A 24156-nucleotide genomic window follows, 5' to 3' on the forward strand; every position below is an offset into this window, starting at 1 on the left:
AGCTTACGGCCCGCCGCGGACCGCGGGCCCCGGAGGTCGTCCGGAGGGCCCGCGGCTCGCCGCGCCGGCCTTCACCTGCCTTTCGTGCCGTACGGCGGGTGTGCCGGATTTACTTCGAGGACTTCAGACCGATGTTGACGAAGTCGTAGTAGCCGCTGTACGCGTTCGTCGTGTAGACGTTGCCGATCCGCGACGAGCGCCAGTTGAGCACCTTCTCGAAGGTGAAGGGCAGGTAGTACGCGCCCTCCATCACCTTGTGGTTGATCTCCGTGGAGATCTGCGTCTTCTGCGACTCGTCCAGCGTGGTGGTGTACTGGTCGAAGAGGCCGTCGATCGTCTTGTCGTTGATCAGGGCGTAGTTGTTGTTACCGCTCTGCAGGATGTACTTGCTGTCCCACAGCGGGATGCCGTAGCCCTGGACGGTCGGGAAGTCCGGACCCCAGCCCATGATCACGATGCCGAGCTTCTTCTTCGCGACGTTCGAGGGGCTGCCGATGATGCCGGCGATCTGCGAGCCGTCGTACTGGTAGATGTCGGCGTTGATGCCGACCTTCTTCAGCGAGGCCTGCATGGACTCGGCGGTCGCGACTTCCTGCGACTTGTTGTTGCGGACGGCGATGGTGGTGCTGAAGCCGTTCGGCTGGCCGCACTGCTTCAGCTCGTCCTTGGCCTTGGCGATGTCGCCGTTCTTGCCGGAACCGGCGATGTTGTACGGGTCGTACTTCTGGCCCTCGCCACCGGCGACGGACGGCGGGAGCATGTTGGTGCCGATGTCACCGCCGGCGACGGGGCCGCCACGCGCGGTCTGGATCGACACGTGGTCGGCCGCGTAGATCACGGCCTTGCGGCAGTGGATGTTGTCGAACGGCTTCACGCTCGTCGGGAAGGTCGCGTAGCGGATGAAGCCGAGGACCGGGTTGTCCAGGTTGTCCTTGTTCTGCTTGAGGGCGATCTGGCGGCCCTGCGGGCCCAGGCCGGTCTGGGACAGGTCGATGTCGTAGTCGCCGTTGATCAGACGCTGGTCGGAGTCCGTCTGGTTGGTGGAGATGTCCAGCGTGATCTCGTCCGGGTACGCCTTGCGGACCGGGTCCGAGGACGCGTTCCACTTGTCGTTGCGGACCAGGACCAGGCCCTTGCCCGGGCTGTACGACTGGAACTTGTACGGGCCGGAGGAGAACGGGTGCAGGCCGTACTTGGACTTGGTGTCCTTGTCCTGGCGGACCGGGGAGGCCGTGACCATCGCGAGCACCTGCAGGAAGTCCGAGTTGGGCTTCGGCAGGTGGAAGACGATCGTCTTGGCGTCGGGCGTGTCGACGGCCTTCAGGCCCAGGTGGTCCTGGGAGGTGTCCTTGTACGGGCCCTTGTACGTGTTGTTCGGGTCCAGCATGGACTGGAGGTAGACCGGACCGCCGGACAGCACGTCCTGCGCCCAGGAGCGCTCGATGCCGTACTTGACGTCCTGGGAGGTGATCGGCTTGCCGTCCTCCCAGGTGATGCCGGGGCGCAGGGTGAACGTGTAGGTCTTGCCGCCGTCCGTCACCTTGCCCGTGTCCGTGGCGAGGTCCGGGGTGAGCTGGGCACCCGTGGCGCCCGGCGCGGTCTTGTAGGTCAGCAGCTGACGGCTGTAGTAGCGGGAGAAGTCCCACATGAAGCCGTAGTAGCCACGCGTGGTGTCCCACGAGTCGGCGTCCTGCGTGCTGACGAACTTGAGCGTGCCGCCCTTCTTGACCTGATCGGCCTGGGCGACCTTGTTGTTCGCCGCGTCGAAGCCGGCGGCGCCGTTCTTCGAGCCGCTGCCGTTGCCTCCGCCGCACGCCGCCGTGGTCAGCAGCCCGGCGACCACTGCGGCAGCGGCAAGGGCCTGCTTGCGCCGCCCTGAGGTGCGTTGGGTAGTCACGATCTCGGATCCTCCGGATTTAGATGAGAGACCCCGTGGCAGAGCTCACGGGACGCTTGGGGTACGGCGCCTCAGCGGGAACCCTTCGGGTCGAGCGCGTCCCGCACGCCGTCGCCGAAGAGGTTGAAGGCAAGAACCGTGATGAAGATCGCCACGCCCGGGATCACCATGTACATGGGGTCCGAGTCGTAGTAGTCGATCGCGCTCGACAGCATCTGTCCCCAGGAGGAGGTGGGCGGCTTGACGCCCACGCCCAGGAAGCTGAGCGCCGCTTCGGTGAGGATGTTCGTGGGGATCATCATCGTCGTGTACACGATGATGGGCGCGACGAGGTTCGGCAGCAGCTCCTTGAACAGGATGTAGATCCGCCCGGCGCCGAGCGAGCGGGCCGCCTCGACGTATTCGCGTTCGCGCAGCGACAGGGTCTGGCCGCGCACCACGCGTCCGATGTACGGCCAGCCGAAGAAGCCGATGACGAGGATCATCACGAAGATACGCACGCCCGTACCGCTGAGCCCGAGCATCTCGTTGGGCATGACGGAGACCAGCGCGATGATGAACAGCAGCTGCGGGAAGGCGAGCAGGCCGTCCATGACGCGGCTGATCAGGGAGTCCACCCAGCCGCCGAAGAAGCCCGCCAGGATGCCGAGGACGGTGCCGATGACGACGGCGACCACGGCGGACAGGAAGCCGACGAGCAGCGAGATCCGGGCGCCGTACAGGATGCGCGCGAAGATGTCGCGGCCGTTGACCGGCTCGACGCCGAGCAGATGATCACCGCTGATGCCGCCCAGCGATCCCTTGGGGGTGCTGAACAGCGGGTCGATGAGGCTCTCGTGGTAGACGTCCGGGTCCTGGCCGAGCAGGCTCGTGATGACGGGCGCGAGCAGCGCGATCACGATGAGGAGCAGCACCACGACGCCGCCCGTCAGGGCGAGTTTGTCCCGCTTCAGGCGCTCCCAGGCGATCCGTCCCAGGGAGCGGCCCTGAACGGCCTTCGCGTCGGCGGCGGCGACCGCCGCTTCCTCGGCCGCACCGGGCGCCGCTTCCGCGGCCGGCTCGTGCAATGGTGCCGTCATTAGGCTGGGACCCCTCTCAACCGGTGGTAACCGGCCCGCACTTGCCGCTGGTAGCGGCATCATTCAGTCCGTCGTACACACAGGGGCGAGCCCCTTGAAGGGGGAGTCTTCAATGCTCGCGCGACAAGTCGCCAGCCTTGGCAGCGAATGGATGCGTAACCGTGATGCAAGCAGGCGTTTCCTGTTATGCGGACAGTTAATCGCGGCAAGCGGACGGTGAGCGGTGGTCGGCCGGGGAGGCGTGGCGGCCGTGGGGAGAGGTCGGCGGCGGGGTCAGTAGCCGCCGGGCACCGGCGGATAGCCGTAGCCGGGGGCCGGGGCCTGCGGCCGGGGCGGCGCCTGGAGCTGCGGCTGGGGCTGGGGGGGCGCCGGGGGTACGGCGGCGTGGGCGTCGCGGTCGTAGAACGGGCGGGCGTTGGCCCGCATCCACATCACGACCGGGTCGTAGTCGTCGGTCATCGCGACCGTCGACACCGGCAGGCCCTCGGGGACCGCGCCGACGGACTGCTGCATCATCGCGCGCACCGAGTCGACCGCGGCCGGGGAGGTGTCGTACACGTCCAGGCCGATCACGAGGTACGGCGCCCCGAGCGCGGGCTGCACCCAGGCGCGGCGCAGGGAGCGCAGGGCCGGGGTGCGGTGGGCGTTCTGCGCGAGCAGGGCGTAGAACTGCGGGACCTCGATGCCGGGTTCGTCGAGCCGGAGGGGGCCGGCGGGCTGGCGGTCCAGGCCGGTGGCGATGCGGCGCAGGTCGAGCCAGGGGATGCCGACGCCGCCGCCCCGGGCGTGCGGGTTGACCCAGAGGCCGTGGTGGTCCGGGTAGAGGGTGCGGGCCACGTCGAGCCCGTCCACGACCTCGTACGAGCGGTTCCAGCCGCTGGCCGACAGTTCCTGGGCGGAGGTGACGCAGGGGGCGTAGTGGAAGCCGTCGACCTCCATCGTCCCGTACTGAGCGTCCGGGGAGCCGGCCTGGCCGTGCCACAGCAGCATCCAGACCTGGCCGGAGGAGGGGGTGGCGAGGGCACGCAGCAGGGCCTCGTAGGCGTCGTAGCGTCCGGGCGTGACCTGGCGCAGCGTGTGTTCGACGCTACCGAGGCCGCCGCTGTGGCTCGCGCTCACCTTGTCGTGCCCTTCTGTTTTCCGTGCGCCGTGTTTGGAGACAGCTTAAGCGTCCACCGGCGTGCCGCCTCGGGTCCGTTCGCGGGTGCGGGTGCGTGGTGGGTTCCTCGCGCCCGCGCGGCGGGGGCGCATATCGGACACGGCCTCGCGCCCCCGGGTCGGCCGCCCCGCGTCGGCTTCTAGTGGCCGTACTGGTAGAAGGGCCGCACATGGCCCCGCAGCCATTCCGCCACCGGGTCGTCCGTCACGTCCAGGAGGACCAGGCTGACCGGCCAGGCGACCGGGACCCTGCCCAGGGCGCGGCCCAGGGCGTCCATCGGGAGGGTGCGCAGGTCGCCCTCCCACCGGGAGAGTTCCACGCCGACGAACATCACCGGGTCGTCCGTCTCGATGGCGGCCAGGCAGCGGCGAGCGGTGCGGACCACGCCGGTCTCGGCGAACTCCGCGGACGCGGCGGCGAGGAAGTCGACCGGGTCGTCCTGCCAGTCGGGCTCGAAGAGGCGGACCCGGCCGCCGGTGTCCGGGCCGTCGAGGGGGGTGCGGCCGGCGCGGCACAGCTCGGCCACGGCGGCCGGCGGCAGCGGTATGCCGACCAGCCCGTCCGGGTTCACCGCGAGGCCGACCTGCGCGGGCAGGCCCCGGGCGAACTCGACGGCCGGGGCGATGGTGTACCCCATGTGGGAGCCGACCGCCTGGCGCAGTTGCTCCTCCGAGCTGAAGACGGGCACATAGGCCTGGCCGTCGATCTCCAGTGTGGGCAGGTCCAGCGGGCCGCCGCCCGGGCCGCCGCCGTTGGGCAGCGGGATCCACAGGAAGCTGCGGCCGAGGACCTCGATGATCCGGCCGGCCGCGGTGGGTACGCCGAGGGAGGCCGCGAGCACCTCCTCCAGTTCGTTGCCGGGCCAACCGCCGTGCGGGTGGGGGTGCGCCTGTGCCGGGAAGTCCGCGGGAAAGTCCGCCGGGAAGTCCATCTGCCTACCGCCTGCTGGGAACCACTGCTGTGACCATGAAGGCTAGCGGGTTGCCGTGACGGTGCCCTCACCGTGGGAACACGATCGCCTTCCCTCCCTCCCGCTCGCCCGGCCCCCGTCATCCGGTGAACACGATCCGGCCCAGCGTGTCCGCCGCGGGGCGGTCCAGCAGGGTCGCCGAGCCGACGCCCGCCGGCAGCGCGCCCCGCTCGACGGCGGCGAGCAGCCGGGCCGTCGTACGGCGGTGGCGGGCGAAGGCGTGGCGGGAGACGCCCCGGCCGCGCTCGCGCTGGCCCTCGCGGGCCGTGCCGGGGGTGACGTCGAGCAGGAGCAGGTGCAGGGTGTTGCCGCGGCGGCGGGCCTCGCGGGCGAGCCAGCCGCGCACCCAGCTCTGGGTGCCGCAGTCGTGCACGACGACGCCCTCGCGGGTACGCAGGGCGCGGCGCAGGGCCGCGTAGTGGGCGAGGCGGACCAGGGGGCGGTAGAGCGCGTAGGGGAGGAAGCCCGGCAGGCGGGCGGCCCAGCGGTCGCGGGTGTCCTGGGAGTCGATGCGGCGGCCGGGGACCGCGCGGCGCATCAGCGTGGACTTGCCGCTGCCGGGCAGCCCCGTGATCACCACCAGGTCCTCGCCGCGGAAGAGCAGGGCGCGCGGGCTGCGGCCGGCCCGGTCGCGCAGGTCCCGGACGACCGGGACCGGGGCGCCGCGCTGCTTCGGCACCGCGACGCCGCTGGTGACGGTGGCGTACACCGGGGTCCTGTTCACCGTGTCGGTCCTCCCCTGTCGGTTCAGTAACAGCTCTGCCCGTGAAACGTAAAGGGAAGGTAATGGACCGAGGTCGGCGGTACGGTCCGCGTGCTGCCACAGACCGGTTACAAAAGCCCGCTCGGCGTGCGATGATGTGGCCGCCAACTGCATACCGGCCGCTTGAATCCGCGCGGGAGAGTCCCCAGCAGCTGCGCTGGGGCGCCGAAGGAGCAAGTCCCTCCCTTGAATCTCTCAGGCCCCGTTACCGCGCGGGCGAGGCACATCTGAAAAGCGGGCCGCTGCGACAGTGGCTCCACCCAAGGTGCAAGCCGTGATCGTCCCTGTGGCGGTCCTGGCGAACCTCTCAGGTTCCGATGACAGATGGGGAGGAACATTCCTCGCCCGTCCTGTCTGTCCTGGGAGACGACCGACCGATGAGCAGCACTGAACTCCGTCACACCGCGCTCGATGCCGTGCATCGCTCGCTCGGTGCGACGATGACCGACTTCGCCGGCTGGGACATGCCCCTGCGCTACGGCTCCGAGCGCGACGAGCACCTCGCGGTGCGGACCCGGGCAGGCCTGTTCGACCTCTCCCACATGGGCGAGATCACGGTGACCGGCGCCGAGGCCGCCGCCCTGCTGGACTTCGCCCTGGTCGGCAACATCGCCTCCGTCGGTGTCGGCCGCGCCCGCTACACCATGATCTGCCGGGCCGACGGCGGCATCCTGGACGACCTGATCGTCTACCGGCTCGCCGAGACCGAGTACATGGTCGTGGCCAACGCCTCCAACGCCCAGGTGGTGCTGGACGCCCTCGCCGAGCGCGCCGCCGGCTTCGACGCCGAGGTCCGCGACGACCGGGACGCCTACGCGCTGATCGCCGTCCAGGGTCCGGAGTCCCCCGGCATCCTGAAGTCCCTCACCGACGCCGACCTGGACGGTCTGAAGTACTACGCCGGCCTGCCCGGCACGGTCGCCGGTGTCCCCGCCCTGATCGCCCGCACCGGCTACACCGGCGAGGACGGCTTCGAGCTGTTCGTGAAGCCCGAGCACGCCGTGCGGCTGTGGCAGGCGCTGACCGCGGCCGGCGAGGGCGTCGGCCTGGTCCCGTGCGGCCTGTCCTGCCGCGACACCCTGCGCCTGGAGGCGGGCATGCCGCTGTACGGGCACGAGCTGAGCACCTCGCTCACCCCCTTCGACGCCGGTCTCGGCCGCGTGGTCAAGTTCGAGAAGGACGGCGACTTTGTCGGGCGCGAGGCGCTCGCGCAGGCCGCCGAGCGCGCCGCCTCCGAGCCTCCGCGGGTGCTCGTCGGGCTGATCGCCGAGGGCCGCCGCGTCCCGCGCGCCGGGTACGCCGTCGTCGCCGGCGGCCGGGTGATCGGCGAGGTCACCTCCGGCGCCCCCTCCCCCACCCTGGGCAAGCCGATCGCCATGGCCTACGTCGACGCGGCCCACGCGGCGTCCGGCACCGAGGGCGTCGGCGTGGACATCCGAGGCAGCCACGAGCCGTACGAGGTCGTGGCGCTGCCGTTCTACAAGCGCCAGAAGTAGAGACTGGGCGCGGAACGTCCATCTGACGTGACCCTGCGCACATTCCCCTGCCCGGCAGCAGATCCAGCTGTCCCCCCTTCATCAGCACTCCCGCGCGTACAGGAGAATTCAGGCCATGAACAACCCCCAGCAGCTGCGCTACAGCAAGGAGCACGAGTGGCTGTCGGCCGCCGACGCGGACGGCGTCGCGACGGTCGGCATCACCGAGTTCGCGGCCAACGCGCTCGGCGATGTGGTCTTCGCCCAGCTCCCTGAGGTCGGTGCCGCCGTGACCGCGGGTGACTCCTGCGGCGAACTGGAGTCGACCAAGTCGGTCTCCGACCTGTACTCCCCGGTCACCGGCGAGGTCGTCGAGGCCAACCAGGACGTCGTCGACGACCCGTCGCTCGTGAACTCGGCCCCCTTCGAGGGCGGCTGGCTCTTCAAGGTCCGCGTCTCGGCCGAGCCGGCGGACCTGATGAGCACCGACGAGTACACCGCCTTCACCGCCGGCGAGGAGTCGTAACCGTATGTCCGTCCTGAACACGTCCCTGCACGAGCTGGACCCGGAGATCGCCGCCGCGGTCGACGCGGAGCTCGTCCGCCAGCAGTCCACGCTGGAGATGATCGCCTCCGAGAACTTCGCGCCGCTCGCGGTGATGGAGGCACAGGGTTCGGTCCTCACCAACAAGTACGCCGAGGGCTACCCGGGCCGCCGCTACTACGGCGGCTGCGAGCACGTCGACGTCGCCGAGCAGATCGCCATCGATCGGATCAAGGAGCTGTTCGGCGCCGAGTACGCCAACGTCCAGCCCCACTCCGGCGCCTCCGCCAACCAGGCGGCCCTGTTCGCCCTCGCCCAGCCCGGGGACACCATCCTCGGCCTGGACCTGGCGCACGGCGGCCACCTGACCCACGGCATGCGCCTGAACTTCTCCGGCAAGCAGTTCAACGTGGTCGCCTACCACGTGGACGAGGCGACCGGCCTGGTCGACATGGCCGAGCTGGAGCGGCTCGCCAAGGAGCACCGCCCGAAGGTGATCATCGCCGGCTGGTCGGCGTACCCGCGGCAGCTGGACTTCGCCGAGTTCCGCCGGATCGCCGACGAGGTCGAGGCGTACCTGTGGGTCGACATGGCGCACTTCGCCGGTCTGGTCGCGGCCGGGCTGCACCCGAACCCGGTCGAGCACGCGGACGTGGTCACCTCGACCACCCACAAGACGCTCGGCGGGCCGCGCGGCGGCATCATCCTCGCCAGGCAGGCCTTCGCGAAGAAGCTGAACTCCTCGGTCTTCCCGGGCTTCCAGGGCGGCCCCCTGGAGCACGTGATCGCGGCCAAGGCGGTCTCCTTCAAGGTCGCCGCCTCGGAGGAGTTCAAGGAGCGCCAGCGCCGTACGGTGGACGGTGCCCGCATCCTCGCCGAGCGCCTGACCGCGGCGGACGCCCGCGAGGCCGGGGTGAACGTGCTCTCCGGCGGTACGGACGTGCACCTGATCCTCGTCGACCTGCGCGCGTCCGAGCTGGACGGCCAGCAGGCCGAGGACCGGCTCCACGAGGTCGGCATCACGGTCAACCGCAACGCCGTCCCGAACGACCCGCGCCCCCCGATGGTCACCTCGGGCCTGCGGATCGGCACCCCCGCCCTCGCGACCCGCGGTTTCACGGCCGAGGACTTCGCCGAGGTCGCCGACGTGATCGCGCAGGCGCTCAAGCCGTCCTACGACGCGCAGGCCCTGAAGGCGCGCGTGAAGGCGCTCGCCGACAAGCACCCGCTGTACCCGGGTCTGAACAAGTAAGACACCTTTCGCGGGGCACCGCGCACACTGGAGTACGGACCGACGTACCGGCGTGCGCGGTGCCCGCGCCCCCTGTACCACCGTTTTCGCTTCACCCCCGTCTTGAGGAGTCGTCCGTGGCCATCTCGGTCTTCGACCTGTTCTCGATCGGCATCGGCCCGTCCAGCTCCCACACGGTCGGCCCGATGCGCGCGGCGCGCATGTTCGCCCGCCGGCTGCGCAACGAGGACCTGCTGTCCTCGGTCGCGGCCCTGCGCTGCGAGCTGTACGGCTCGCTCGGCGCGACCGGCCACGGCCACGGCACCCCGAAGGCGGTGCTGCTCGGCCTGGAGGGCGCCTCGCCGCGCACGGTGGACGTGGAGTCTGCCGACGACCGGGTGACGGCGATCAGGACGGCGGGCCGGCTGAACCTGCTCGGCGAGCACGAGATCCCGTTCTCCTTCGACGACGACCTGGTCCTGCACCGCCGCAAGGCCCTGCCGTACCACGCCAACGGCATGACGATGTGGGCCTACGACGCCGAGGGCGCGGAGCTCCTGTCGAAGACCTACTACTCGGTCGGCGGCGGCTTCGTCGTGGACGAGGACGCGGTCGGCGCGGACCGGATCGTGCTGGACGACACGGTCCTGAAGTACCCCTTCCGCACCGGCGACGAGCTGCTGCGCCTGACGCGGGAGACGGGTCTGTCGATCTCCTCGCTGATGCTGGAGAACGAGCGGGCCTGGCGCACCGAGGACGAGATCCGCGCCGGTCTGCTGGAGATATGGCGCGTGATGCGCGAGTGCGTCCAGCGCGGCATGTCCCGCGAGGGCATCCTGCCCGGCGGCCTCAAGGTCCGCCGCCGCGCGGCCGTCTCCGCCCGCCAACTGCGCGCCGAGGGCGACCCGTTGGCGCACGCGATGGAGTGGATCACGCTCTACGCGATGGCCGTGAACGAGGAGAACGCGGCCGGGGGCCGGGTCGTGACCGCCCCGACCAACGGCGCGGCGGGCATCATCCCGGCGGTCCTGCACTACTACGTCAACTTCGGGTCGGGTGCTGCCTCCGAAGGAGAGAAGGAGGACGGAGTGGTCCGCTTCCTGCTCGCCGCCGGCGCGATCGGCATGCTCTTCAAGGAGAACGCCTCCATCTCCGGCGCCGAGGTCGGCTGCCAGGGCGAGGTCGGCTCCGCCTGCTCCATGGCCGCGGGCGCGCTGGCGGAGGTGCTCGGCGGCAGCCCGGAGCAGGTCGAGAACGCGGCCGAGATCGGCATGGAGCACAACCTCGGCCTGACCTGCGACCCGGTCGGCGGCCTGGTCCAGATCCCGTGCATCGAGCGCAACGGCATGGCCGCGGTGAAGGCGGTCACGGCCGCGAAGATGGCGATGCGCGGCGACGGCTCCCACAAGGTGTCCCTGGACAAGGTCATCAAGACCATGAAGGACACCGGCGCGGACATGTCCGTGAAGTACAAGGAGACGGCGCGGGGCGGACTTGCGGTGAACATCATCGAGTGCTGAGGTGAACCGCGTGACAGGTGGGGTGGCAGCGGGTGGAGTGACGGGTGGGGCGGCGCGCATCCGGGTGCGGGTGCCGGTGGGCGCGGACGCGGAGCGCTGGGTCACCCGGGTCGGCTGCCGCCGGGTCCTGTTCGTCGTGCACAACGTGACGTCGGCGACGCGACTGCTGGACGTCCTCCCGCTGTTCTCCGGCGACCTGCGCGTGCAGATGTTCGCCACCTGCACGGGCTCGTCCCCGTTCCTGGCCGGGGTACCCGAGCTGCTGGCGCGGGCGGGGCTGCCGGTCCTGCCCTGGGAGCAGGCCAGGGAGACGCCGTTCGACCTGGCCGTGTCGGCCAGCTACGGCGGTGAACTGGCGGCCGTGCAGGGCAAGTTGGCGGTGTTGTCGCACGGGGTGGGATACAATAAGAGGCTCGCAACACCGGACAACACCGGACAACACCGGACAACACCGGTCTTCGGGCTGTCGCCCGACTGGCTCCTCGCCGACGGACGCCCCCTCGCCGACGCCACCGTCCTCTCCCATCCGGAACAGCTGGACCGGCTGCGCTCGGCCTGCCCCGAGGCGGCGCCCACGGCGGTCCTCGCCGGTGACCCCTGCTACGACCGCATCCTCGCCGCGCTGCCCCAACGCGCCCGCTACCGCCGGGCGTTGGGCGTCGGCCCCGGTCAGCGGCTGGTCGTCGTCAGCTCCACCTGGGCCGCCCGCTCCCTCTTCGGCGGAGCCGCCGAGCCGGCGGCGGACGATCTGCTGCCCTGGCTGCTGTCCCGCCTCTCGGCGGAGCTGCCGGCCGACGAGTACCGGACCGTCGCGGTCCTGCATCCGAACATCTGGTACGGCCACGGGCCCGGCCAGGTCCGCGCCTGGCTGGACAACGCGCGCCGGGCCGGCCTCGACACGATCGACCCCCTCGACGGCTGGCGCCAGGCCCTGATCGCCGCCGACTGCGTCCTCGGCGACCACTCCAGCGTCACCTACTACGCCGCCTCCCTCGGCATCCCCGTCCTCCTCGGCGCCTTCCCCCAGCAGGACCTCGACCCGCTCTCCCCGGTCGCCGCCCTCGGCCGTACGGCTCCGCGCCTGGTGCGCCGGGCCGGCCTGCGCGCCCAGATCGAGGAGACCGTCACCGCGCACGACCCCGCCCGGTACAAGAAGCTCGCGGAGCAGACCAGTTCGGCGCCGGGAGAGTCGGCCGCCCTGCTGCGGCGCCTGTTCTACGGCCTCATGGACCTGCCCGAGCACGAGGGGCATCCGGCGCTGCTCGACCCGCTGCCGCTGCCGCCGTACCTGCCCGCCCGCCGTACCGCCCCGGTCCGCGTGCTCACGGGCGGCGTCGGCACGGATCCGCCGGAGGTCGGCGTCGTCCGGTACGCCGTCGTCGGTGACGGGCCCGACCCGACGGACGCCCCGGGGGTGCGCTGCGACGGGGCGCACACGGTGGTCGACGAGGAGACCCGGGAGGCTGGCCGGCTGCGCGTCGCCGACGTCGTCGTACGGTACGCGGCCGCGGACGACCCCCGTCTCGGGCCGCCGGCCGCCTGGACGGCGGAGGCGCTCGACCGTTACCCGTACTGCGGACTGGTCGCCTACGTCGACGGGCCGGACCGCTGCGTCGTCCGCACCCGCGCCGGCGACCTCGTACGGCTGACCGCCGCCGCGGGCCCCGACGGACAGGCCGACCTGTGCGATCCCGCCGCCTACGCCTCCGCGCTGCACGCCTGGCTCACCAGCGGCCGGGGCCTGGCCGGGGCCGTGCCCACGATCACCGTCCGCACGGGCGGGACGGCACACCGCGTCGCGGTGGAACCCCTCGGCCCTGGAGCACCGTGAGCCGGAGCCGGGATCCCGGGGACCCGCCGTCGAACGGCTCCGCGGGCGCACCGCGATCCGGGGCACGGGGTCAGGCCGTCAGTTCTGCCAGGCGGGTCCGGACCCGGGTGAGGCCGAGGTGGTCCTCGTCGGCCTCGTAGTGTGCGGCGGCGGTGCGGAGGTCCGCTGCCTCCTCGGCCCGCCGCTCCGACAGCCGGTGGCAGCGGGCGCGGGCCTCCAGGGCGTCGGCCAGCTGGAGTCCGGCGCCCGCCTCGGTCATCGCCGTGACGGCCTCGTCCAGGCAGACGCGCGCCTGCTCCGCGTCACCGGCGTCGAGGTGCGCGTCGCCCAGACTCATGTAGACACGGCCTGCGTTGTAGGCGTCACCGCCGCCCGGCAGCCGGCGGAACTGTGCGAGGGCGTCGTTCAACCGGGCGACGGCGGCGGGGAATTGACGCTGCCGCGTCTGGGCGCGCCCGATGTGGTGGGTCAGCAGGGCCGTGGCGCGCGGCACGTCCGCCCAGCCGTCCTCCCCCGGGCCGATCCGGCGCAGCACCTCCTGCGCCTCCTCGAAACACGCCTGGGCCGCGGCGAACTCCCACTGCTTGAGCCGGAGCAGTCCCAGCGACTCGACGGCCGTCGCCTCGCCCCGGTGGTGGCCGCAGGCCCGGTCCGCGGCCCTGGCCTGCGTGAGGGCGTGCTCCGCGTCCGCCGGCCGGCCGGATCCCATGTAGCCGAAGGCGAGTTGGGACCACATACGGCCGACGGAACGCGGGTCGCCGAACTCCTCCGCGACGTGCCGTCCGGCGGCCTCGACCCCGAGGAGGTGCGTGTCGATCCACTGCGCGTGGAAGCCGAGCAGCAGATGCAGGCCCCACAGGGCCTCGCACAGCTGCCAGACCAGGTCGTCGAAGCCGTGGTGGGCGGCGGCCCGGACGACGGCCGCGAGGTTCTCCCGCTCGGCACGCAGCTCCGCCAGCGCGCGCTTGCCGTCGGCGCGGTCGCGGTGTTCCGGCAGGACGAGCCCCCGGTACGCGGCGCCGAGCCGCCAGCGCAGCGGCATGACCCGGAAGTCCGCGCCCGCCGCGAAGCGCAGGTGCGCGACCGCGACCCGGCGGACGGCGGCGGCCATCCGGGCCTGCCCGTCCTCGGCCTCGGCCAGCGCGTGGGCGTGTGCCCGGGTCAGGTCGTGGAACCGGTAGCGCTCCTCCCCGACCTCTTCCAGCAGATGCACCCGGGCCAGCTCCTCCAGCAGCCCGCGCGCCTCGTCCTCGTGGACCGCGGCGGCGTGCGCCGCGGTGCGCACGGTCACCGTCGGCCACGGCCACACCGCGATCGCCCGGTAGAACGCGGCGCAGCCGGGGGTGAGTTCGGCGTAGGCCGCGTCCTGGACGAGCCGGACGGGATCGGCCGCCGCGGCCCGGTCCTCTTCGCGCACGGCGGTGCCCTCCCGGTCGTGCCCCTGGTTCCCCTGGCCGCGGCCGGACAGCCGCTCGGCGACCCGCTCCCAGGTCAGCTGGTGCCGGACGGCGAGGCCGGCGCCCGTGGTGCACAGCGCGAGGGGGATCCCGCCCGTGCCGTCGGCCACGGCCCGGACCACGGCGTCGGGCGCGGCGGGGCGGTCGCGGCCGGCGACCCGCCGGACCAGCGTCATCGCGTCCTCGGCCGAGAGCGGCCCCAGCGGATACGGCCGGGCGCCGTGCTCGCCCACGAGCCGCCCGGGGCGGTACCGGCTCGTCACCAGGACGAGGCACTCCGGCGAGGCCGGGAGCAGCGGGACGACCTGGGCGTCGTCGTGGGCGTCGTCCAGTACGACGAGCAGCCGCCGGTCGGCGGTGCAGCCGCGGTAGAGATCGCGCTGGCGCGCCTCGTCGCCCGGCACCAGGGCGCGCGGCACCCCGAGCGGCTCCAGGAAGCGCGCGAGCACGTCGGACGGCTGGAGCGCCGTACCGGCCGAGGCACCTTTCAGGTCGGCGAACAGCACCCCGTCGGGAAACCGCTCGCGCAGCGCCGTCGCGCAGTGCACGGCGGCGGCGGTCTTGCCGATGCCGCCCGGCCCGGTGAGAACGGCGACGACGGGCGCGCCGGGCGTCCGTTCCTCCTCGTCCAGCAGGCCCGTCAGCCAGGCGAGCACCTCCGCGCGGTCGGTGAACGCCGCCGTCGTCGGCGGCAGCATCTGCGGACGCGAGGCAGCGTGCGCCACGGCGGGTACGGAGCGCGGCGACAGCCACGCGGCCTCGCGGACCCACTCCGTCACCTCACGGGCGAACTCCGGTGATCTGCAGGCGAGTTCGAGCAGCTGCTGGGCGGCCGCCGTCTGCTCGGACTCGGTGCCGGGGAGGGCGGGATGCGCCGAACCACCCGCCGCCGAGCCCGGGTTTCCCCCGGACCGGCCCCTGCTCAGCAGGTCGTAGAGCCGCTCGGAGAGCCGTCTGCCCGCTTCTCCGCTCGCTCCGGAGACGGCGCCCGAGACGACCGTGCTGACAGCCGAGAGTGCCATGCCCATCAACGGTTCCACTCCGGAACTCCCCCCAACTCGCCGTTGCCGTCATCGTATCGACGCGCGGGCGGGGCGGACGGGGGCGACGGGCGGGGACGAGCGCGCGGGGTTCAGGTGCTCGCCACCAGCAGGTCCTCCCCCGTCGACGGGCGCAGGCCGTCCGGGCGGCCGGTGAAGTACCGCTCGCCGAGGGAGGCGCCCGAGACGTGCCGAGCCTCCTCGAACCCGGCCTCGCGGGCCAGGGCCAGCATCTCCTCGGGCGTGTAGAAGCTGCGGAACGGCGTGCCCGAACTCCGTGCGCCCGCCGTGCTGGCGCGCAGGCCGGGGCGGTCGGCCTCGGCCACGAGGTCCTCGGGCAGCAGGAAGGTCATGACGAGGGTCGAGCCGGGGGCCAGCGCGGCGATCTGGCGCAGCGTGGTGGCGGTGGCCTCCTTGGTGAGGTACATCGTGACCCCGCTGGAGGCGACGACCGCCGGCCGGCCCGGGTCGAACCCGGCCGCGGTCAGCGGCTCCCGCCAGGCCCCGCCGCTCGCCTCGAAGTCGACCGGCACGAGGTGCGGCCGACGGCCGGAGCCGTCGTAGCCCAAGGCGGCGAGCCGCCGGCGCTTCCACTCCTGCGGGCCGGGCCGGTCGACCTCGAAGACGCGCAGCCGGGACACGCCCCCGGTCTCGCGCTGCGCGAAGGTGTCGAGCCCGGCGCCCAGCAGGACGTACTGGTCGACACCGTGCTCGGCGGCCTGCTCCGCGACCAGGTCCTCGACGAACCGGGCGCGGGCGACCATGGCGGCCCGGAACGCGCGGGTCGCCACCGGGTCCATGTCCCGCCGCTCGCGCCAGTCGTCGCCCGGGTCCGCGATCCTGAGCCCGATCTCGTCCGTCAGGACGTGGGGCGGAGCGTCGACCTGGACGTGCATCGCCCGCCACAGGGCGCACCGGACGGCGGTGTGGTCCGGCGCCACGTCCGCCCGGCCGCCCGCCGGGCCACCGCCTGCGCCGGTCACGACTGCTCCTTCCGGGGAGCCTGGAGGCTCCACAGGCGTCCGTCGGGGTCGCGGACGGTCATCAGCCGGGTGCCGAAGTGCGTGTCCTCGAACGGCGTGACCACCTCGACGGCGGAGTCGGCGCGGAACGCGTCCGCGTCCGGCACCTTGAACACGATCTGCGTCCGCGGCTCCCGGTCCTCGGGAACCTCGGCGATGAACACGTACGGTCCGTCGCCGCAGCGGAACTGACCGGAGTTGTGATCGGTCTCGAACTCCAGCTCGTAGCCCAGCCCCTGGAAGAAGCGGGCCGCCCTGCCCCAGTTGTGCGTCTCCAGGAAGACCGCTTCGATGCCCTCGGTCGCCATGTCAGCCCTCTTTCCCGCTCGTGTCGCCGGTCTCGTTCTTCTCGTCCGTCCCGCCGTCGTCCAGGTAGGCCCGCAGGGCGTCGGCGACCAGCGCCGACAGTGACATGCCCGACTCGATGGCACGGAACTTCACCTGCTTGATCAGTCCGATCGGCAGGTACACGTTGAACTGCTTGACGTCCTCATCACCCACAGCGTGAGGCTAGCATGCTAGCAATCTAGCCGGGACTGATGCTCCCCCGGGAGGGCGAGTTCGTCTTCGAGGTGATCCCCGGCACGGTGGAGATGAACAACCCGTTCGGCCACGGCGAAGCCGGCCTCGGTTCTCAGTTCGGTCGTGGCCCGGAGCCGACATCCCGCGCGCGGGGCGGATCGAGCGTGCCATCGTGGGGCATCACTCAACCAGCAACGCCAACTCCGTCCCCCCCATCGGCACTTCGAGGAGTCCCCCACATGCTCCACGGCATCGATGTCAGCGCGTTCCAGTCCTCCTCGTACGACACGAGCGGCCTCTCCTTCGCCTTCATCAAGGCGACGGAGGGCCGCACGTACACCAACCCCCACGCCACCGCCCAGACGAAGACCGCCCGGGACGCCGGCCTGGTCGTGGGCTTCTACCACTTCCTGTGGCCGGGCAACCTCACCGCCCAGGCCGAACACTTCGTGACCGCCGCCCCCTCCAGGGCCGGCGACATCCTCGCCGTCGACTGGGAGACCACGGGCGACGGCACCCGCGCGAGCAACGCGGAGAAGGACACCTTCCTCAAGAAGGTGAAGTCCCTGCGCCCGAACCACCGGGTCGTGCTCTACACGAACAGGGACTTCTGGTTGACCGTCGACACGACCTCCTACGCGGGCGACGGTCTCTGGATCGCCGACTACGTCACCGCGGGCAGGCCTCGCATCAAGGCGAAGTGGCTCTTCCACCAGTACACCAGCGACCCGCACGACAAGGACGTGGCCGACTTCGCGAGCACGGCGGCACTGAAGAGCTGGGCCGAGGGCTGAGCGGCGTCAGCCGCGGAAGCCCGCCGGGCGTTCGGGGGAGGCCTCCGCGAGGGCCTTGGTGACGGCGTCGGTGCCGGCCTGGAGACCGTAGACCGGGGTGTCCGGCTGCTGGCGCCAGGAGTCGTCGATGCCGCCCGCGTCCACCGTGTCGAAGCCGAGTTCGTCGATCAGGGCGCGGACCTTGGCCTTGGCGGCCGCGTCGTCGCCGGCGACCGGAAGGGCCATGCGGTCGGCGGCGCCGGCCGGGCGGGGCCGGTCCAGGAGGTCCTGGGCGTAGGTGCCGTTGAAGGCCTTGATCACCGGGTGGCCGAGGTGCTGCTCGGTCCAGCGGCTCTCGGTCAGGCCGTCGTCCTCGATCGCGGCGATGCGGCCGTCGCGCTGCTGCGGGTAGTAGTTGCCGGTGTCGATCACCGCCACGTCCTGCGCCGCGCCGTCCAGCACGCCCGAGGGGAGGTTCGGGATCGCCTTCAGCGGGATCGTGACGACCACCACCTCGGCGCCCCGGGCCGCCTCCTCGACCCGGACCGCGGTCGCGCCCGTCTCCTCGGCCAGTTCCTTCAGGGTCTCGGGGCCGCGGGAGTTGGCCACGGAGACGTCGTGGCCGAGGGCGGTGAGCCTGCGGGTGAGGTTGCCGCCGATGTTTCCCGCGCCGATGATGCCGATCTTCATGACAGGCCTTCCGGGTTGTCTCTTTTTCATGCATGTGCATGATTCTGATGTCCCCGACAACCTCGTCGGCACCGGCGCTATTCCGGGACTCCGCCCTTCGCGTGAACCGGCTCAGACGCGTACGACGATCTTGCCCGTGTGGCGGTTCGACTCCATCAGGCGGTGCGCGTCGCCGATGCGGTCCAGGCCGTCGTACACCTCGGCGATCACCGGGCGGAGGGTGCCGTCGGCGAGGCCCGAGCCGATGTAGTGGGCGGCGCGGCGGCGGCCCTCCGCCGTGCCGGTGAGCGCGAAGTTGGCGTAGCCGTGGACCGTGACGGGCCAGTTCCTGGGCAGTTCGACGGGGCCGTCGGCGAGCCAGCCGTAGCTGACCATGGTGGCGTCGGGGGCGGCCGCCGCGCCCAGTTCCCGGAAGTACGAGCCGCCGATCGCGTCCAGGACGATCTCGGCGCCCCGGTCGCCGGTGAGCCGCCGGGTCTCCTTGATCACGTCCTCGGTGTCGGTGACGATCACGTGCTCGGCGCCCAGATCGAGCAGCGCCTGCCGTTTGTCCTCGGTGCGCGTGGTCGCGATCGGGACGGCGCCGGCCCGCCGGGCCACCTGGATCGCGGCGGTGCCGACCCCGCTGGACGCCCCGGTGATCAGCACACGGTCGCCGGCCGCGAGGCCCGCCCGCTCGACCAGCGCGCCGTACGCCGTCGTGCAGGTGAGCCAGACGGCGGCCGCGGTGACCGCGTCGGCGCCGGCCGGGCGCGGCACGAGCGAGGCCTCGGGGAGGAGGGCGAGGTCGGCGTAGACACCGTGGGTGCTGAGGTGGTGGTTCCCGGCGGTGAGCACCGGGTCGCCGGGCGCGAACGCGGTCACGCCCGCGCCGACCGCCACCACCTCGCCGGCGGCCTCGTAGCCGTTGCGGGAGCCCGGCAGGGTGGGCTGGTAGTAGTAGGTGCCGGCGCGCAGCAACGCCTCGGCCCGGTTCAGTCCGAGCGCCTCGACGCGCAGCAGCACCTCGCCCGGACCGGGGTCCGGCAGTTCGGTCTCCTCGACCGTGAACACCTCGGGTCCGCCGATTTCATGAAAGAGCACGGTACGTGCGGTAGTTGTCATGCCGTCGACGTTAGGCGCGACGGGCGAGACGTTCCATGTCCTTCTGTCTCGGTTTCCTGTCCGATCGTCTCTCTCGCCCGAACTCGCTGACTACAGTGGGCGCATGGACGTGCTCAGCGACGTCGTCGCCGCGATGCGTACCGGGCAGCCGCATTCCTCGCGCCGGTACAAGTACGCACCCTGGGGCGCGCGGTTCGCCGCCTCGGGCGAGGCCGGCTTCCATGTGGTGCTGCGCGGCTCGGCGTGGCTGGTCCCCGAGGGCGGGGAGCCGCTCGCGCTGGGGCCCGGCGACGTCGTCTTCCTCCCGCACGGGCAGGCGCACAGCCTGGCCGGCGCGCTCGACGTCCCGCTGCGGGACATACGGCTGCGGCCCGACGGCACCTGGGGCGGCTGGCCGCAGGAGACGCGGGAGGGGCGCCCGGACGCGGTCACGCTGTGCGGCTTCTACCGGCTCGACCGCGACCGCGCTCACCGGCTGCTGGCCGAGCTGCCGCAGATCGTGCATCTGCCCGCCACGGCCGGCGGGCACCGCTCGCTGCGGGCGGCGGTGGAGCTGCTCGGGATGGAGCTGGAGGAGCAGCGGCCGGGCACCGACGCGATCGTGACCTCGCTGCTGGACACGCTGCTGCTGTACATCCTGCGGGCCTGGTGGGAGAGCGAGCGCGCGGCGGGGCGGGCGCGGGGCTGGGCCGGGGCGCTGGCCGATCCGGCGGTCGCGGCGGCGCTGCGCGCGATCCACGGCGATCCGGCGCGCGCCTGGACGGTGGCGGAGCTGGGCACCGCCGGCGGGCTGTCCCGGGCGGCCTTCGCGCGCCGGTTCACGGCGCTGGTGGGCGAGCCGCCGCTGACGTACCTGACCTGGTGGCGGATGACGACGGCGGGCCGGCTGCTGCGCCACGACGACCTGTCCCTGCGCCAGATCGCCGAACGCACCGGCTACACCTCGGAGTTCGCCTTCGCCAAGGCGTTCAAGCGGGAGTACGGCACGGCACCGGGCCACTACCGGAGGAACGCCCGCTGACCCGCCCGCGCCACCGGCCTCGCCGCACATGACGAAGGGGGTGCCCCGGCCGCCGGAGGATTCCGTGCGGACCGGGGCACCCCCTCGGGCGCGTCACCCGTGGGTCACTTGTTCAGGTAGGCCCAGAACTCGTCGAACGACAGGACCTTGTCGCCGTTGAGGTCGCGCTGCTTGATGATGGACTCCGCCACCGACTCGGTGACGTTCCAGTCGCCCTCCTGGGCCAGCGCGTGCTTGAACTCGGCAGCGGTGATGAATCCGTCCCCGTTCGCGTCGATCCGCTCGAACTGCTTGCGTGCTTCCTCGATGTCCGCCACCGATCCGCCCCTTTTGTTCGTGTTTCTGTTGCCGTGCTGGCGTACTGACGCTGGTCAGATTAACGGCTCTCTGCCGCGGGACCGGTCAGCGGGCCGCGCGAGCACGCAGCGCGGTGACCACCCAGGCGAAGTCCTCGGTGTGCGGTGGGGCGGGCTGCCGGTTCACGACGGAGAGCAGTTCGCGGTACCGGGCGACGCGGTCGTTGAACCCCGCTGTCATGCGTTCCAGCACGGCTTCCCGGTCGGCGTCCCCGAACAACTCCGCCAGGACCTCCTCGGCCTCGGGCGCGGTGGGCTCGACGCCCCGCTCGCGCGCCGGGGCCACCAGCTCCACCAGCCGCTTGGCGAACCACATGGACCGTCCGCGCGGCTGCCGGTCGGCGGCGTTGAACTCCATCGCGCGCCGCATCTGCGCCCGGAACCCGGGGTCCTGGAGCATCTCGGCCAGTTCCACCCAGGCGTCGACCTCCTCCGGTGTGGGATTCTCCGCGAGGCGGACCGCCGTCTGCCGGATCCGCTCCTGCACGTCCGGGTCCACCGTGTCCAGCCCGTGGAGTGTCTCGTCCACGAACTCCTGCATGATCCGCTGCCGCTGCGCCGCCGACAGTCGAGCCAGCTTGTTCATCAGGGTCATCTCCTTGGCCGTCGAGCCTCGTCGGGCGACCGTCGACAGCACGGCCCGGGTCACCTTCAGCGCGCTGATCTGCGCGTCCAGCGCCGCCACATGGGTGGCCGCGACCTCCGCCACGGTGCGCTCCCCGGCCAGCACCCCGCGCACGTCCGCGAGGCCCAGCCCCAGCTCGCGCAGGGTCCGGATGAGCTCCAGGCGGGCGACACCCTCGCTGTCGTACAGCCGGTAGCCGCCCGAGGAGCGGGTCACCGGGGTGAGCACGCCCTCGTCGGACCAGTAGCGGATGGTGCGCACGGTCAGCCCGGTGGCCCGGGCCAGCTCGCCGATGGTGAGAAGTCCGGTGCCGTCGTCGGTCATGTCTGGGAGTCTGGGCCTTCCAGTGGGTGGAGACTCAAGGAGCGGGCGCGGGTGACCTTGCGGGACATTCTGGATGCGGCGGCGCGCGGCGTCTTCCCGCCGGCGGACGGCCGTACGACGGTCGTGCCGCAGCCGTCGCCCCGGGACGCCGGCGTGCTGGCGTGCACGGCCCACGCCGTCGTCTTCACGGACGAGGATCCGGCCTGGGTGCACGGCACGCTCGGTGCCCTGGCCCTCGACCCCCTGTCGGCGGCGACGAGCCCGCGCTTCCTGACCGCTCTCATGGACCGCACGGGCCGTACGTGCGAGGTCGTGGACGCGCTGCTGGTGGCCGACCCGCTGCCCGGAGGGCCGCCGCTCGCGCTGACGGAGACCGAGGCCCCCGCCCACTCCCGGGTCGACTACGCGCGCGACCGGCGGGACGGGGTGCGCGCCTGGTCGGCGCGGGGCGGCATGCTGGTGCTCGGGCGCGGAGTGGCCGGGCGGCTGGAGGTGTCGGTCGAGGTGGACGAGGACGTACGGCATCGGGGCGTGGGGCGGCAGTTGGTGACGGCCGCCCGGCACCTCGTCACCGAGCCGCTGTGGGCACAGGTCGCGCCGGGAAACGCCCGGAGCGTGCGGGCGTTCCAGGCGGCCGGCTACCGCGCGGTGGGCGCGGAGGCGCTGTTGCTGCGCTGAGCGTCCGCTCCGGGCACCGGTCTCACCGGAAGACGCCCGTGTGGCCGAGCGAGTAGCGGCCGGGCTGGGGGTAGACCGCGAGGCCGTGCGGGCCGCTGCCGACCTTGATGCGGGCCAGCTGCCTGCCGGTGCCTGTGTCGATGGCGTACACCTCGGAGTTGTAGCGGCCGGACAGCCACAGCACCTTGCCGTCGGCCGAGACACCGCCCATGTCGGGGCTGCCGCCCTGGGGCAGCCGCCACTTCGCGGTGAGCTTGTCCTGGGCGAAGTCGAAGACGGAGATCGTGCCCTCGCCCCGGTTGGAGATGTACATCTCGCGGGAGTCGCGGCTGACGTAGAGGCCGTGGCAGCCCTTGCCGGTGTAGAGGAAGCGGGGCTCGTCGAACGAGTCGCCGTCCAGGATCCACAGGCCGTTCGCGACCATGTCTGCGATGTAGAACAGCTTGCCGTCCGGGGAGATCTTGACGTCCTGGGGCATCGAGCCGCGCTGCGGCAGCTTCCGCTGGTCGACGACCTCCATCCGCGCGGTGTCGACCTTCATGATCTCGCCGCTGAACTCGCAGGAGACGATGAAGTAGCGCCCGTCCGGGGAGAAGTCGGCGTGGTTGACGCCGTAGCACTTGACGGGCAGCTTCTTGACGACCTTCATGGTGTGCGCGTCACGGAAGACCAGCGCGCGGTCCATGGAGGCCATGACGACGGCGTACTTGCCGTCGGGCGTGAAGTACAGGTTGTACGGGTCGTGCACCGAGACCGGCTTGCCCGCCTTGCCGGTCTTCGGGTCGATCGGGGTGAGGCTGTTGCCGAGGTCGTTGTTGACCCAGAGGGTCTTCAGGTCCCAGGACGGCACGACGTGCTGGGGCTGGCGGCCGACCGGGATCGTGTCGATGACCTTGTACGTCGCGGGGTCGATGACGGTGACGGTGTTGGAGTTGGTGTTGGGGACGTACACCCGGGACGGGAAGTCCTTGACGACGGGGGAGAGCTGGTTCGGGCGGTCGGCGGCGTAGAGGTCGTCGGGGTTGTCGACCGCGGGCATCCCGGGGAGCACGTTCACCCGCTTCTGGTCCACCTGGGGCTGGGCGGGCGGCTTGCTGCCGAGGGACTGGTCGCCCCCCTTCGAGGAGCCGGAACTGCACGCGGACAGCAGGGACAGGGCGGTCAGGGCGGCACCGGCGGCCAGCAGCCGGGCGGCTTTCGTGATGCGCATCAGCTCAGCAGCTCCGTGGTGGTGACCGCGCGCAGTCCGCGGCGGTCGAGTTCGTGGAGGACGTCGGGCAGGGCGGCGACGGTGTCCGGGTACCCGAAGTGCATGCTCACCACCGACCCCTTCGTCACGTCGGCGAGAACCTTGCGGGTGACGGCGGCGGCGCCGGGGCGGGTGTAGTCGAGCGAGTCGACGTCGTACGACAGCACGTGCGGGTACCCGGCCTCGCGGGCGAGCCGGACGACCAGCGCCGACGCGGTGGGCGAGCGGGAGGGGCGGAACCAGGTGCCGATGGATCCGGTGAGCCGCTTCAGCCGGTCCGCGCAGTCGGTGATCTCCTTGCGGGCGTCCGTCTCGGCCATGTCGTTGATGGAGATGTGCCGTTGGGTGTGGTTGCCGAGGTCGTGTCCGCCGTCGAGGATCCGGCGGGCGATGTCGGGGTGCTGGTCCAGCCAGGTGCCGACGGCGAGCACGGTGAGGCGGGCGCCGTGCTGTTCCGCCGTGTCCAGCAGGGAGTGGGCGATGCCCGGATCGCCCTGGCCGTGGAAGGTGAGGGCGACCTGGGGACGGGTGCGCGGGCCGTGGGCGATCTGGGCGGGCTGTCCGGGATAGGCGCGGGGAGCGGGGGCGGCCTGGGCGCCGGCCGAGGGACGGTCCGTGGCGTGGGCGGCGGACGGGGAGGCGGTGGGGGACCCGGGGTCCGGGGTGGTGGTCGGGGCGGTCCTGCCGGCACCGCAACCGGCGGCGAGCGCACCGCCGGTGACGAGTCCGGCGCCCGCACGCAGCACCCCGCGTCGGTTGGTCGTGGTCACCCGCACCATTTAAGGGCGGGGAGGTAAGAAAAGCGCCGATTAGCCCGGTTGGGGGA

At 72.1% G+C, this 24156-nt stretch carries 23 protein-coding genes and 2 riboswitches; of the genes, 8 read left to right on the forward strand and 15 right to left on the reverse strand.

Annotated features, from left to right (window positions below; genetic code table 11):
* Positions 1–109: 109 nt before the first annotated feature.
* The 5 genes from BIV23_RS06275 to BIV23_RS06295 all read right to left on the reverse strand — a co-directional run bounded on the left by BIV23_RS06275 (position 110) and on the right by BIV23_RS06295 (position 5829).
* Complete coding sequence (locus BIV23_RS06275; RefSeq protein WP_071379716.1) at positions 110–1897, reverse strand: ABC transporter substrate-binding protein; 1788 nt, start codon at positions 1895–1897, stop codon at positions 110–112.
* A gap of 71 nt (positions 1898–1968) precedes the next feature.
* Positions 1969–2976: an ABC transporter permease gene (locus BIV23_RS06280; protein ID WP_071379717.1), complete on the reverse strand. Its 1008-nt coding sequence runs from the start codon at positions 2974–2976 to the stop codon at positions 1969–1971.
* A 273-nt stretch (positions 2977–3249) separates the two neighbouring features.
* Entirely contained in the window at positions 3250–4095 is an 846-nt protein-coding gene (locus BIV23_RS06285) for an enhanced serine sensitivity protein SseB C-terminal domain-containing protein (protein ID WP_071379718.1), read from the reverse strand.
* Positions 4096–4274: 179 nt separating this feature from the next.
* On the reverse strand, positions 4275–5066 hold the full coding sequence (locus tag BIV23_RS06290) for an enhanced serine sensitivity protein SseB (RefSeq protein WP_071379719.1): 792 nt from the start codon (positions 5064–5066) through the stop codon (positions 4275–4277).
* Positions 5067–5184: 118 nt separating this feature from the next.
* The gene (locus BIV23_RS06295; RefSeq protein ID WP_071379720.1) at positions 5185–5829 is read right to left on the reverse strand and encodes an AAA family ATPase; all 645 of its coding nucleotides are present in this window, start codon (positions 5827–5829) and stop codon (positions 5185–5187) included.
* 163 nt (positions 5830–5992) lie between these two features.
* Positions 5993–6089: riboswitch (glycine riboswitch) on the forward strand.
* Positions 6090–6202, forward strand: a riboswitch (glycine riboswitch). It abuts the riboswitch before it with no gap.
* 43 nt (positions 6203–6245) lie between these two features.
* Between BIV23_RS06295 and gcvT the strand changes: the two genes are divergently transcribed.
* From gcvT to BIV23_RS06320, 5 genes are all read left to right on the forward strand, one after another.
* Positions 6246–7364, forward strand: coding sequence for a glycine cleavage system aminomethyltransferase GcvT (gene gcvT / locus BIV23_RS06300; protein WP_071379721.1), 1119 nt, complete (start codon positions 6246–6248; stop codon positions 7362–7364).
* A gap of 115 nt (positions 7365–7479) precedes the next feature.
* Positions 7480–7869 carry a glycine cleavage system protein GcvH gene (gcvH, locus tag BIV23_RS06305; RefSeq protein ID WP_071379722.1) on the forward strand — a complete coding sequence of 130 codons (390 nt, stop codon included), beginning with the start codon at positions 7480–7482 and terminating at the stop codon, positions 7867–7869.
* A gap of 4 nt (positions 7870–7873) precedes the next feature.
* Positions 7874–9139 carry a serine hydroxymethyltransferase gene (gene glyA / locus BIV23_RS06310; RefSeq protein WP_071379723.1) on the forward strand — a complete coding sequence of 422 codons (1266 nt, stop codon included), beginning with the start codon at positions 7874–7876 and terminating at the stop codon, positions 9137–9139.
* Between the two features lie 116 nt (positions 9140–9255).
* Complete coding sequence (locus BIV23_RS06315) at positions 9256–10638, forward strand: L-serine ammonia-lyase (RefSeq protein WP_071379724.1); 1383 nt, start codon at positions 9256–9258, stop codon at positions 10636–10638.
* Positions 10639–10648: 10 nt separating this feature from the next.
* On the forward strand, positions 10649–12469 hold the full coding sequence (locus tag BIV23_RS06320) for a hypothetical protein (protein WP_245790386.1): 1821 nt from the start codon (positions 10649–10651) through the stop codon (positions 12467–12469).
* A gap of 70 nt (positions 12470–12539) precedes the next feature.
* On the opposite strand, the gene BIV23_RS06325 is transcribed toward BIV23_RS06320, so the two are convergent.
* From BIV23_RS06325 to BIV23_RS06340, 4 genes are all read right to left on the reverse strand, one after another.
* Positions 12540–14948 (reverse strand): tetratricopeptide repeat protein, encoded by a 2409-nt coding sequence (locus BIV23_RS06325; protein ID WP_245790387.1) that lies wholly within the window; start codon positions 14946–14948, stop codon positions 12540–12542.
* 110 nt (positions 14949–15058) lie between these two features.
* Positions 15059–15949, reverse strand: coding sequence for a class I SAM-dependent methyltransferase (locus BIV23_RS06330; protein WP_245790389.1), 891 nt, complete (start codon positions 15947–15949; stop codon positions 15059–15061).
* Positions 15946–16296: a VOC family protein gene (locus tag BIV23_RS06335; RefSeq protein ID WP_071379727.1), complete on the reverse strand. Its 351-nt coding sequence runs from the start codon at positions 16294–16296 to the stop codon at positions 15946–15948. Before BIV23_RS06335 ends, BIV23_RS06330 begins: the two co-directional genes overlap by 4 nt.
* Position 16297: 1 nt before the next feature.
* Positions 16298–16489, reverse strand: a complete 192-nt coding sequence (locus BIV23_RS06340; protein ID WP_071379728.1) for a CopG family transcriptional regulator — start codon at positions 16487–16489, stop codon at positions 16298–16300.
* A gap of 260 nt (positions 16490–16749) precedes the next feature.
* Between BIV23_RS06340 and BIV23_RS06345 the strand changes: the two genes are divergently transcribed.
* Entirely contained in the window at positions 16750–17304 is a 555-nt protein-coding gene (locus BIV23_RS06345; protein WP_071379729.1) for a glycoside hydrolase family 25 protein, read from the forward strand.
* 6 nt (positions 17305–17310) lie between these two features.
* Here BIV23_RS06345 and BIV23_RS06350 read toward each other — a convergent pair whose 3' ends face one another.
* On the reverse strand, positions 17311–17973 hold the full coding sequence (locus tag BIV23_RS06350; protein ID WP_071379730.1) for an NADPH-dependent F420 reductase: 663 nt from the start codon (positions 17971–17973) through the stop codon (positions 17311–17313).
* A 111-nt stretch (positions 17974–18084) separates the two neighbouring features.
* Entirely contained in the window at positions 18085–19077 is a 993-nt protein-coding gene (locus BIV23_RS06355) for a zinc-dependent alcohol dehydrogenase family protein (RefSeq protein ID WP_071379731.1), read from the reverse strand.
* Positions 19078–19180: 103 nt separating this feature from the next.
* On the opposite strand from BIV23_RS06355, the gene BIV23_RS06360 reads away from it, so the two are divergent.
* Positions 19181–20098 carry an AraC family transcriptional regulator gene (locus BIV23_RS06360; protein ID WP_071379732.1) on the forward strand — a complete coding sequence of 306 codons (918 nt, stop codon included), beginning with the start codon at positions 19181–19183 and terminating at the stop codon, positions 20096–20098.
* Between the two features lie 104 nt (positions 20099–20202).
* Here the strand turns inward: BIV23_RS06360 and BIV23_RS06365 are convergent, their stop codons facing one another.
* Together BIV23_RS06365 and BIV23_RS06370 are read right to left on the reverse strand one after the other, a co-directional pair.
* Positions 20203–20415, reverse strand: a complete 213-nt coding sequence (locus BIV23_RS06365) for an EF-hand domain-containing protein (protein ID WP_071379733.1) — start codon at positions 20413–20415, stop codon at positions 20203–20205.
* A gap of 85 nt (positions 20416–20500) precedes the next feature.
* Entirely contained in the window at positions 20501–21403 is a 903-nt protein-coding gene (locus BIV23_RS06370; protein WP_071379734.1) for a helix-turn-helix domain-containing protein, read from the reverse strand.
* A 51-nt stretch (positions 21404–21454) separates the two neighbouring features.
* Here BIV23_RS06370 and BIV23_RS06375 point away from each other — a divergent pair, with 51 nt between their 5' ends.
* Positions 21455–22081 carry a GNAT family N-acetyltransferase gene (locus BIV23_RS06375; protein WP_071379735.1) on the forward strand — a complete coding sequence of 209 codons (627 nt, stop codon included), beginning with the start codon at positions 21455–21457 and terminating at the stop codon, positions 22079–22081.
* A gap of 22 nt (positions 22082–22103) precedes the next feature.
* On the opposite strand, the gene BIV23_RS06380 is transcribed toward BIV23_RS06375, so the two are convergent.
* Positions 22104–23291, reverse strand: a complete 1188-nt coding sequence (locus BIV23_RS06380; RefSeq protein ID WP_071379736.1) for a YncE family protein — start codon at positions 23289–23291, stop codon at positions 22104–22106.
* On the reverse strand, positions 23291–24109 hold the full coding sequence (locus BIV23_RS06385; RefSeq protein ID WP_071379737.1) for a polysaccharide deacetylase family protein: 819 nt from the start codon (positions 24107–24109) through the stop codon (positions 23291–23293). The genes BIV23_RS06380 and BIV23_RS06385 overlap by 1 nt, the downstream gene beginning before the upstream one ends.
* Positions 24110–24156 lie beyond the last annotated feature (47 nt).

This window comes from Streptomyces monashensis, assembly GCF_001866665.1.
Taxonomy (GTDB): Bacteria; Actinomycetota; Actinomycetes; order Streptomycetales; family Streptomycetaceae; genus Streptomyces; species Streptomyces monashensis.